The following is a 10,217-nucleotide window of genomic DNA, read 5'->3' as shown; positions in this document are numbered from 1 at the left end:
TCCGAGGTGAGCCCGATGATGAGCTCGGCGACGGCCCCCGTCACCATGCGCTCGACCAGCACATCGGGCGCGAGTTTCGCCATGCGCTCGGCAGCTTCGCGGACCTCGTCAGCCGTGCGCAGGTTCAGCGCCACGCCTCCGGCTTCGGTCTTGTGGGCAATGGCGGCGGATGACACCTTGAGGGTTACCGGGTAGCCGAGCCTCTCCGCAGCGGCGACAGCATCCTCCGCCGGGCAGACGATGCCCTCGGGCACGGAGAGGCCGTGTTTCTTCAGCAATGCCTTTGCCGCGGACTCGCTGAAGATGCGCTCATCGCTGCCCTTGGTGAGCGGCGGCAGCATGTCGGGCAGGGTTTCGGTGCGCGCCCAGTTGCGGCCGATGAAGGCGGCGGCTTCGAAGGCCGTCAGGGCATCGTCGAGACCCATCATGGGCGCGACACCGGACTGTGAGAGTTCATCTGCGAGTGACAGCGGCATGCCTTCCGACAGCGAGGCAACGACAGCCGCGCGCGCGCCCGTTGCCTGCGCGGCAGCGGCCATGGCGCGCGCGGTGGTGGCCCAGGCTTCCGGCTTCATCTTGGGGTGGGTCGGCGTGTCGAGGATCACCATGCCCACGTCGAAGCCGCCCTTCAGCACTTGCGTGAAGGTGGCTGTCAGCTTCTCCGGCTGGCCCCAGATGAAGGTGTGGTAGTCGAGCGGGTTATCGATGGCCACGTATTCGTTGAGCGTGGCCGCCACGCGCGGCTTCGTCGCCGCGTTAAAGGGCGGGAAGCTCACCTTCTTTTCCAGCGCCATGTCGGCCACCAGAGCCGCCTCGCCGCCGGAACATGACAGCGACACGAGGCGCGAGTCCGCGATGGGCCCGCCGTTGTGCAGGAACTTCAGCGTCTCGGCGAAGGCGGAGACGGACTTCATGCGAGCGATGCCATAGCGCTCGAACAGCGCATCATAGAGCGTGTCGGCCCCGGCGAGAGAAGATGTGTGGCTCATCGCCACCTTCGCACCCTGTTCGGAGCGGCCAGTCTTCAGCACCACGATGGGCACCTTCCGCTGGCGCGCGAGTGACGCAGCCTTGGCGAAGGCTGCAACATCGGGCAGCCCCTCAACATGAAGGCCGATGGCCGAGATGCGTGGGTCGGCGGAGAGCGTCTCCACCATGTCATGCATGCCGACGTCCACCTGGTTGCCGATGGAGAACACGGCGGCGACGGGCAAGCCCCGCATCATCATGGTGAAGTTGCAGGCGATGTTGCCGGACTGGGTGATGAGCGCGACACCGCGGTCCACTGGTTCCAGCCCCGTCTCGTCCGGCCAGAGAGCGGCGCGCGACAGGGTGTTGACGAAGCCATAGCAGTTGGGGCCCATCAGCGGCATGCCGTTGGCGGCGGCCAACAGCTTGCGCTGGAGTTCCGTGTTGCCGGTCTCGGCAAAGCCCGCGGCATAGATCACTGCACCACCGCATCCCTTGGCGGCGAGTGCACGGACGACCTCGATGGTGGGTTCGTTCTTCACCGCGATGAAGGCAGCATCGACGGCTTCCGGAATGTCGTCAGGCGACTTCAGCGTGGGCACGCCGGAGAGTTCCTCGCGCTTGGGGTGCACGGCATAGATCGAGCCGGTGAAGCCCAGCTCGCGCGTTCTCTTGATGGCGATAGCGCATTCATTGCCGCCGATGAAGGCGATGGACTTGGGGTTGAGGAGGCGGGTGAGGTTCTTCATTCTCGTTACTTCATCATGCCCGGGCTTGACCCGGGCATCCTCTTCGGGAGCCGGTGGTTGTGGCGATGGCCGGGTCGAGCCCGGCCATGATGATCGTTGTGGTCGTATCAACCACCCAGCGGCCGCAGCAGGGCGCGGCTGATGATATGCCGCTGGATTTCGCTCGTCCCCTCCCAGATGCGCTCGACGCGCGCGTCGCGCCAGATGCGCTCGAGCGGCAGGTCGGACATGAGGCCCATGCCGCCGTGGATCTGGATCGCCTCGTCGGCGACGAAGGCCAGCATCTCGGTGGCCTTGAGCTTGGCCATGGCCATGTCCATGTCGGTCACGGTCTTCTGGTCGAACTTCCAGGCGGCCTCGAGCGTGAGGAGTTCCGCGGCCTTCAGCTCCAGCGCCATGTCGGCGAGCTTGAAGGACACGCCCTGGAACTTGCCGATCTGCTGGCCGAACTGCTGGCGATCCACCGCATATTGCTTGGCATGGTCGAGCGCGCGCTCGGCCCTCCCGATGCAGGTGGCGGCGACCTGCAGGCGCGTGGCGCCCAGCCAGTCGTTCGCCACCTCGAAGCCCTTGTGGATTTCGCCGAGGATCTGGCTCTGGTGCACCCGGCAGTCGGTGAACTCGAGGATGCAGTTGTTGTAGCCGCGATGCGAGACATTCTTGTAGCCGGGGCGCACCGTGAAGCCCGGCGTTCCCATGTCGATCAGGAAGGCGGTGATCAGCTTCTTCTTGCCGCGCGGGGTGTCTTCCTCGCCGGTTGCAGCGAAGAGGATGACGAAACTCGCTTCGTCAGCATGGCTGATGAAGTGCTTCGTGCCGTTGATGACGAAGTCATCGCCATCCTGCTTGGCGAAGGTCTTCATGCCACGCAGGTCGGAGCCCACACCGGGCTCGGTCATGGCGAGGCAGTCGGACTTCTCGCCGCGCACGGCGGGGAAGAGGTACTTCTCGCGCTGCTCTCCCTCGCAGGCCATCAGGATGTTGGAAGGGCGCGCCACGCAGGTCCAGTGCAGCGCATAATTGGCGCGGCCCAGTTCCTTTTCGTAGAGAACCCAGGTGAGCGTATCGAGACCAGCACCACCCACTTCGGCGGGCATGTTGGCGGCATAGAGGCCCGCCTCGATGGCCTTGGCCTTGATCTTGTCGCGGAGGTCGGGGCGCAGGACGCCCATTTCCTCGATCTCGGCCTCGTGGGGGTAAAGCTCGTTCTCGACGAAGTCACGCGTCGTCTTGACGATCATCTGCTGTTCTTCGGTGAGATTGAAATCCATAACTCAGCTCACTTGATGTGGAAGGTTTCGACATGGCCGTCGATGGCGATGTCCTGGCCGTTGATCATGAAGGCGGCGGGCGAGGCGAGGTAGACGGCAAGTGCTGCCACCTCATGCGCCTCGGTGAGGCGTTCGAGCGACTGGTTGTTGACGATCTCCTTCGCCACCACGTCGAAGGGCACGCCGCGCACGTCGGCCTCGCCCTGGATGACGCGGTTGATGCGGTCGCCCTTCACAGAGCCGGGGCAGATGGCGTTGGAACGGCAGCTGTAGGGGCCGAGCTCGATGGCCAGTGACTTGGTGAGACCGATGACGCCCCATTTCGCCGCCGCATAGGGCGTGCGGTTGCCGAAGCCGTGCTGACCGGCATTCGACGACATGTTGAGGATGAGGCCCGACTTCTGGGCCTTCATCACAGGTGCTGCACGCCTCGCACAGAGGAAGTAGCTGTCGAGGCAGATTTCGAGGCATTCGCGCCAACCGTCGAGCTCGATATCCTCGATGGGGGCGGTCGGGCCCTTGATGCCGGCGTTGTTCACCAGCACGTCGAGTCCACCCAGGTCTTCGAGGGCATCATCGAACCACGCGTCGATCTCGCCCTCGCTCCTCACATTCACCTTGCTGGCAGCAATGTCCGGGAACTCGCGGCGGAATTGTTCGAGTGCCGCTTCATTCACGTCGCAAATGTGGACCCTTGCTCCTTCCGCCGCGAAGGCGCGGGCAATCGACTTGCCGATTCCGTCCGCCGCGGCGGTGATCATCACGCGTTGTTGTGCCATGTTGTTCCTCCCTGTGGCGGTTTTCAGGCCTTCTTCTTCTTTGCCTTGCGCGCCTTCACTTCGCGGTCGAGCACAAGGCCGGAGCCGATCTTGTGCTTCTTGAACAGCTTCATCATGTCCACCAGCACGGCGTTGCGCTTGGCCTCGATCTCGGAGACCTTGCGCCCGGCAGCCTGGTCCTCGCAACCCTCGACGAGGCGCGTCTCCAGCGCCTCGTTCCACTTCGGGAACTTGAGGTCGGTCCAGTCCAGTTCCAGCGTCGGGTCGAACTGCTTGATGAAGTCGCGCATGCCGCCGGGGCCGCCGGCCACGTGGTAGGTCATGAAGGAGCCCATGAAGGCCCAGCGCATGCCGGCGGAATAGACGATCGAGTCGTCGATGTCGGCCGTCGTGCCGATATCCTTGTTGAGGATGTGAAGCGCCTCGCGCCACAGCGCTTCCTGCAGGCGATCACAGATGTAACCCATGATCTCCTTCTTGAGGCGCAGCACATGCATGCCGATGGCCTCGAAGTACTCCGCCGCACGGTCCATCGCTTCCGCCGAGGTCTTCTCGCCGGGAACGAGCTCGACCAGCGGGAGGAGATAGACCGGGTTGAACGGGTGGCCGATCACAACGCGCCCCGGGTGCTGGCACTTGCTCTGCAGGTTGGTGGGGAGGAAGCCCGAGGACGAGGACGAGATGATGACATGAGGGGCCGCCACCGCGTCGATGTCGCGGAACAGCTTGATCTTCAGTTCCTCGCGCTCAGGCGCTGCCTCATGGATGAAGTCGGCCTTGGCTGCCATCACCTTGAGGTCGGTGGTGAAGGACAGCTTGCCCTTCTTCTTCGGCTTGCCGAGGAGCGCTTCGAGCGAGGGCCAGGCCGTCTTGATCTGGACCTTGAGGCGCTCTTCGGAAGCGGGCGAGACGTCATAGGCAATGACGTCGTATCCGCGGAACAGCAGCCGCGCCGCCCAGCCAGCACCGATGAGTCCGGTTCCGGCAATGCCGACGGTCTTGATCTTGTGGGATTTGGATTTCGTTGCCTTCGTCTTCGCTTCCTTTGCCATGTTACTTGCTCCGCGGCTTCAGCTTGAGGATTTCGCGGCCTTCGTCCGGCGAGGCCACATTGGTGCCGAGCAGCTGGATGATCTTCACTGCCTTCTCGACCAGCGTGCCGTTGGAGGCGTGCACACCGCGCTCGAGCCAGAGATTGTCCTCGAGGCCGACGCGCACGTGGCCGCCCAGCAGCACGGCCTGCGCCACGGCGGGGAACTCGTTGCGGCCGATGCCGAAGGCGGCCCAGACAGCGCCTTCGGGCAGCTGGTTCTTCTGGTAGGCCATGGTCTCGGTGTCATAGGGCGCACCCCACGGGATTCCGAGGCAGAGCTGGAACATCGGCGGGCCGTCGATCAGGCCTTCGGCGACGAGCTGCTTGCCGAACCACAGGTTTCCGCTGTCGAAGATTTCCATCTCGGGCTTCACGCCATAGGAGCGGATGAGCTTCGCCTGCTCGCGCAGCTGGGCCGGGGTCTGGATGACGATGGTGTTGCCGTCGCCGAAGTTCAGCGTGCCGCAGTCGAGCGTGCAGATCTCGGGGCGGAGTTCCTTCACGTGGATGAGGCGCTCGTCGGAGCCGACGCAATCCGTGCCGGGGCCGAAGTCGAGGGGCTTGGCACCCGAGCCCACTTCAACGTCGCCGCCCATGCCGGCGGTGAGGTTGATGATGACTTGCCTGTTCTTCGCGCGGATCCGCTCCATCACCTCGGCGTAGTACTCGACCTTGCGCGAGCCCTTGCCGGTCGACGGCTCACGCACGTGGCAGTGGACCACGGTGGCGCCGGCGCTGGCGGCCTCGAGGGCCGAGTTGGCGATCTGCTCCGGCGTCACCGGAATGGCCGGGTGCTTGCCGACGGTGTCACCGGCTCCGGTGACTGCGCAGGTGATGATGACTTTGGGCTGCATGAGATCCTCCTGACTATGGCGGTGGAGGCTAGGGCTGGCCGGAAATCGACGTTTGACTTTTTCCGCCACAGGCTTTCCTATTCCCGCCATGGCCAAATATGACGTCGCTTTCCTGCTCGTTCCCAAGTTTTCGATGATCGCACTCTATGGCGCGCTGGAGCCCTTGCGCGTGGCGAACCGTTTTGCAGGTGCGAACACCTTCGCCTGGCGCTTCGTCTCGGTGGACGGGCAGCCGGTGGCGGCGTCCAACGACATTCCCGTTTCCGTCTCGGGCGGCCTCGCCGACATTGGCAAGCCCGACATGGCGGTGATCTCGGCCAGCTATGAGCCGGAGAAGGGGATCACCCGCCCGATGCTGTCAGCCGTGAAGGCGCTGGCCCGCAAGCGCGTGCTGCTGGCGGCGATCGACACCGCGCCCTTCATCCTGGCGCAGGCGGGGCTGCTCGATGACTATCGCGCGACCTGCCACTGGGAGAGCCTGCCGGGCTTCCGCGAGAGCTTTCCGAGAGTATTGTCCGAGCAGGCCCTCTATGTGACCGATCGTGACCGCATGACCTGTGCCGGCGGGGCCGCCGCCATCGACATGATGCTGGATTGGATCGGACGGCAGCTGGGCCGGCCTCTCGCCGTGCTGGTGGCGGATCAGCTCGTTCATTTCCGCTCGGTGGAGCAGCCCGCCCAGGCAAGGCTTCCGGCGGCGGCGCGCTACGGCACGACTGATGCGCGTCTCCTGCGGATCATCACCGCCATGGAAGAGCAGGGCGAGGACCCGCTTGCGGCGCGGGCGCTGGCCGAAATTGCGGGAATATCGGTCCGGCAGATGGAACGGCTCTTTGCAGAGAAGCTGGGCGAGCGACCGATGGGCTTTTACCTGAAGCTGAGGCTGGAGAAGGCGGAACGGCTGATCACCTATTCGACGATGAGCATGCGCGAGATTGCGGTGGCCTGCGGGTTCTCGTCACTGCCCCTGTTCTCGCGAAGTTTCCGGGCGAGGTATGGGCGGCCGCCCTCGGCCTTGAGGGCTTAGGGCCGGTCTCAGCGTCCATCATGGTCGGGCTTGTCCCGGCCATCTTCTTTGGAGCCGCTGAAAAAAATGCCTGAGACAAGCCTGGGCATGATGGATAGCCACAATAGGAAAAGAGGCCTTGACTTAGGTTCCAAGATATGCTAGGAACAAATACCCTAAGTGCCTTCTGCTGATTGACATCGTGAATCTGTTCATTCCCCGCCCGCAGGCTTACTGCGGGGCTGCCCCCTTCTGCCACTGGCGGATCGCGTCGAGGGGCCAGATCAGCATGATGATGTTGAGGGTGAGATTGTCCCGGATCACATATCCCACGAAGAGCTCAAGTGCGATGGCGATCAGCACGGTGAGCCAGACGGGGAGGCGGCTGGCGAGCCAGAAGCCGAATACCATCATCAGGATGTCCGACACGGAGTTCAGGACGCTGTCTCCGAAATAGTCGAGCGAGATCGTTGCCTCGCGGTAACGATTGATGATGACGGGCGTGTTCTCGAAAATCTCCCAGGCGGCCTCGATGAGGGTGGCGATGGCAAGGCGCGTGCCGATGGGCAGCCGGCGCGCGAGAAGCCATAGCAGGCCGTAGAAGATGAAGCCGTGGATAATGTGGGAGGCCGAGTACCAGTCGGTGAGGTGCTGGGAATTGCCTGAACTGTTGACTTCGCCCTCCCACAGCTTGACGTAGCCGCACTTGCAGATGGGGACCCGGCCCATCAACCAGAGGGTAAGGGCCGTGGCGGATATGATGGCGGCGACGGCGAGTAGGCTGTTACGGGTAAAGCGGGTGGGCATGTCCTAGCATAGTTCATCATCGCCGGGCTTGTCCCGGCAATCCATTCTGGGGGAGGCGGAAAAGGTTGCCCGGGTCAAGCCCGGGCATGATGAACCTCAGGGTGGCCTCAGGCGCTGGTGTCCGGTGATCTCACCAGCGCACAGCCGTTGATCTGCCAGGTGCCATCCGGCTGGCGTTCCATGGTGTAGATTGCCTCATAGGTCATGCCGTCCGGCCCGACGATGGTGACGCGCTGGATCGGGCGGCCGGAGGCGGAGAAGCCGGCCTTGCCGAAATTGTAGGACTTGGGGCGATAGACCGGCGGGTAGCCCTGCCTGACCATGCCCATGAAGCGGTCGGGGTCGGGGAAGAGCTGGCGGATCGTCGGGGCGGCATGGCTGTAAGCACGGGGCCCGTCGTCCGCCTGGAAGGCGGCGATCTGGTCCGAGATGATGGCGCGGAAGTCGGCCTCGTCCTGGGGCGAGAGCGAATCTGCGCGGGCGGGTAGCGCGAAGGTCAGGAAAACGGCGATCAGGCACATGATCAGGCGCATGGCAGTCTCCGTGGGCTGGCTGGTTCTCTTGGAACTACGCCACAGCTGCTGCGGCGGATTGGCGTGTGCGTTGCAGCAACCTTGAGTCATTTGACTTTTTTCTCGGTCAGGCCGTCTCCGCCGCCCTTGACGTGTCAAAATTGGCGGTTGAGTATGCCACCCGGCAATCAGAGAATTCCTCGGGTCCAGACAGCCGCGCATCATGGCGTGGCTGAGGAAAATCCGGCCCGCGGGAAGTCCAAATCGGGAGGACCCATATGCCTGCTATTTCCATGAAGGTGAACGGCGAAGCCGTGTGCGGCGACGTTGAAGGCCGGACGCTGCTCGTCGAATTCATCCGCGAGAAGCTCGGACTGACCGGCACCCACGTCGGTTGCGACACCAGCCAGTGCGGCGCCTGCGTCGTGCTGGTGAACGGCAAGGCCGTGAAATCCTGCACCGCACTCGCCGTCGCCCATGATGGCGCAGAAGTGACCACGGTCGAAGGCCTTGCCACGGACGGCAAGATGCACCCGATGCAGGAAGCTTTCCGCGACAACCACGGCCTGCAGTGCGGCTTCTGCACGCCCGGCATGGTGATCGCCTCGATCGACATGGTGAACCGGCTCGGCAAGAACATCTCGGAAGAGACGATCCGCCACGAGCTCGAGGGCAACATCTGCCGTTGCACTGGCTACCATAACATCGTCGCCGCCGTTAAGGCCGGCGCGGCCAATATGTGATTTGGGGAGGACCGAAGACATGGACAACGGAACCGGCATCGGCGCCCGCGTAAAGCGCAAGGAAGACCATCGCTTCCTCACCGGCAAGGGCAATTACACCGACGACATCAACCTGCCCAAGCAGACCTACGCTTACTTCGTGCGCAGCCCCTACGCGCATGCCACCATCAAGAAGATCGACACCGCCAAGGCCAAGAAGATGCCGGGCGTCGTCGGCATCTTCACCGGCGATGACGTGGCGGCCACCAAGCTCGGCGGCCTGATCTGCGGCTGGATGATCCACTCCAAGGATGGCTCGCCGATGAAGGCCGGCCCGCACCCGATCCTGGCTCTCGGCAAGGTGCGCTATGTGGGTGACCACGTGGCCGTCGTGATCGCCGAGACGCGCGACCTCGCCAAGGCTGCGGCCGCAGCGGTGGAAGTCGACTACGACGTGCTGCCGCACGTGGTGGACGTGGCCGAAGCCATGGGCCACAAGGCGCAGATCCATGACGTGGCGCCCGACAACCGCGTCTACAACTGGTCGATCGGCGATGAAGCCGCGACGGACGCTGCCTTCAAGAAGGCTGCCCACGTCACCAAGATCGACCTGGTCAACAACCGCCTGATCCCCAACGCCATGGAGCCGCGCGCGGCCATTGGCTATTACGACACGGGTGCCGAGCACTACACGCTCTACACCACCAGCCAGAACCCGCATGTGGCACGTCTGGTCATCTCGGCCTTCCACGGCCTGGCGCCCGAGCACAAGCTGCGCGTGATTGCGCCTGACGTGGGCGGTGGCTTCGGCTCCAAGATCTTCATCTATGCCGAAGAAGTGGTCTGCGTCTGGGCTTCCAAGTTCGTGGGCGGTCGCCCGGTGAAGTGGACGGCCGAGCGCTCGGAAAGCTTCCTGGCCGACGCGCATGGCCGTGACCACGTCACCCATGCCGAAATGGCCACCGATGCTTCCGGCAAGATCATCGGCTTCAAGGTCCACACCAAGGCGGCGATGGGTGCCTATCTCTCGACCTTCTCGTCCTGCGTGCCGACCTATCTCTACGCCACGCTGCTGTCGGGCCAATACAACATCCCGGCGATCTACGCCGAGGTGGATGCGATCTACACCAACACCGCACCGGTTGACGCCTATCGCGGCGCTGGCCGTCCGGAAGCCACCTACGTGGTTGAGCGCATCGTCGAAACGGCGGCACGTGAACTGAAGATGGACCCGGCAGAATTCCGCCGGAAGAACTTCATCACCCAGTTCCCGCACCAGACGCCGGTGATCATGTGCTACGACGCGGGCGACTATGCCGCGGCGCTGGACAAGGCCATCGAGATAGCCGACGTGAAGGGCTTCCCGGCCCGCAAGGCGGCCTCGGCCGCCAAGGGCAACTTCCGCGGCCTCGGCTACTCGGCCTATATCGAAGCCTGCGGCATCGCGCCGTCGGC

10 protein-coding genes are annotated in these 10,217 nt (G+C 63.9%); 3 read left to right on the top strand and 7 right to left on the bottom strand.

What is annotated here, in order from left to right; translation table 11 throughout:
* The 5 genes from WCJ41_RS17800 to WCJ41_RS17780 form a co-directional block, all read right to left on the bottom strand.
* Positions 1 to 1,718 (bottom strand): acetate--CoA ligase family protein (locus WCJ41_RS17800; protein ID WP_336907181.1); only part of this gene is annotated, 1,718 nt, incomplete at its 3' end.
* Positions 1,719 to 1,825: 107 nt separating this feature from the next.
* Positions 1,826 to 2,989: an acyl-CoA dehydrogenase family protein gene (locus tag WCJ41_RS17795; RefSeq protein WP_336907180.1), complete on the bottom strand. Its 1,164-nt coding sequence runs from the start codon at positions 2,987 to 2,989 to the stop codon at positions 1,826 to 1,828.
* Positions 2,990 to 2,997: 8 nt separating this feature from the next.
* A complete protein-coding gene (locus WCJ41_RS17790) occupies positions 2,998 to 3,768 on the bottom strand; it encodes an SDR family oxidoreductase (RefSeq protein ID WP_336907179.1) in 771 nt (256 codons plus the stop codon).
* A 23-nt stretch (positions 3,769 to 3,791) separates the two neighbouring features.
* Positions 3,792 to 4,820, bottom strand: coding sequence for a 3-hydroxyacyl-CoA dehydrogenase NAD-binding domain-containing protein (locus WCJ41_RS17785; protein ID WP_336907178.1), 1,029 nt, complete (start codon positions 4,818 to 4,820; stop codon positions 3,792 to 3,794).
* A 1-nt stretch (position 4,821) separates the two neighbouring features.
* A complete protein-coding gene (locus WCJ41_RS17780) occupies positions 4,822 to 5,715 on the bottom strand; it encodes a 3-keto-5-aminohexanoate cleavage protein (RefSeq protein WP_336907177.1) in 894 nt (297 codons plus the stop codon).
* Between the two features lie 52 nt (positions 5,716 to 5,767).
* Here WCJ41_RS17780 and WCJ41_RS17775 point away from each other — a divergent pair, with 52 nt between their 5' ends.
* On the top strand, positions 5,768 to 6,742 hold the full coding sequence (locus WCJ41_RS17775; protein ID WP_336907176.1) for a GlxA family transcriptional regulator: 975 nt from the start codon (positions 5,768 to 5,770) through the stop codon (positions 6,740 to 6,742).
* A gap of 210 nt (positions 6,743 to 6,952) precedes the next feature.
* Here the strand turns inward: WCJ41_RS17775 and WCJ41_RS17770 are convergent, their stop codons facing one another.
* Together WCJ41_RS17770 and WCJ41_RS17765 are read right to left on the bottom strand one after the other, a co-directional pair.
* Complete coding sequence (locus WCJ41_RS17770) at positions 6,953 to 7,528, bottom strand: DUF2585 domain-containing protein (protein ID WP_336907175.1); 576 nt, start codon at positions 7,526 to 7,528, stop codon at positions 6,953 to 6,955.
* 107 nt (positions 7,529 to 7,635) lie between these two features.
* Entirely contained in the window at positions 7,636 to 8,061 is a 426-nt protein-coding gene (locus WCJ41_RS17765) for a DUF4864 domain-containing protein (RefSeq protein WP_336907174.1), read from the bottom strand.
* A 257-nt stretch (positions 8,062 to 8,318) separates the two neighbouring features.
* Here WCJ41_RS17765 and WCJ41_RS17760 point away from each other — a divergent pair, with 257 nt between their 5' ends.
* Both WCJ41_RS17760 and WCJ41_RS17755 read left to right on the top strand, forming a co-directional pair.
* A complete protein-coding gene (locus tag WCJ41_RS17760) occupies positions 8,319 to 8,783 on the top strand; it encodes a (2Fe-2S)-binding protein (RefSeq protein WP_336907173.1) in 465 nt (154 codons plus the stop codon).
* A 19-nt stretch (positions 8,784 to 8,802) separates the two neighbouring features.
* A partial coding sequence (locus WCJ41_RS17755; protein WP_336907172.1) for a xanthine dehydrogenase family protein molybdopterin-binding subunit occupies positions 8,803 to 10,217 on the top strand: 1,415 nt, incomplete at its 3' end.

This window comes from Aestuariivirga sp. (genome assembly GCF_037139295.1).
GTDB lineage: Bacteria > Pseudomonadota > Alphaproteobacteria > Rhizobiales > Aestuariivirgaceae > Aestuariivirga.
The sequence above is the reverse complement of the archived record's forward strand: the minus strand, read 5'-3'. Positions and strand labels throughout refer to the sequence as shown.

Coding starts and splice junctions, on each gene's coding strand:
- WCJ41_RS17790 (WP_336907179.1), bottom strand. CDS start 3,768: ATGGCACAACAACGCGTGATGATCACCGCCGCGGCGGACGGAATCGGC.
- WCJ41_RS17780 (WP_336907177.1), bottom strand. CDS start 5,715: ATGCAGCCCAAAGTCATCATCACCTGCGCAGTCACCGGAGCCGGTGAC.
- WCJ41_RS17770 (WP_336907175.1), bottom strand. CDS start 7,528: ATGCCCACCCGCTTTACCCGTAACAGCCTACTCGCCGTCGCCGCCATC.
- WCJ41_RS17760 (WP_336907173.1), top strand. CDS start 8,319: ATGCCTGCTATTTCCATGAAGGTGAACGGCGAAGCCGTGTGCGGCGAC.
- WCJ41_RS17785 (WP_336907178.1), bottom strand. CDS start 4,820: ATGGCAAAGGAAGCGAAGACGAAGGCAACGAAATCCAAATCCCACAAG.
- WCJ41_RS17765 (WP_336907174.1), bottom strand. CDS start 8,061: ATGCGCCTGATCATGTGCCTGATCGCCGTTTTCCTGACCTTCGCGCTA.
- WCJ41_RS17795 (WP_336907180.1), bottom strand. CDS start 2,989: ATGGATTTCAATCTCACCGAAGAACAGCAGATGATCGTCAAGACGACG.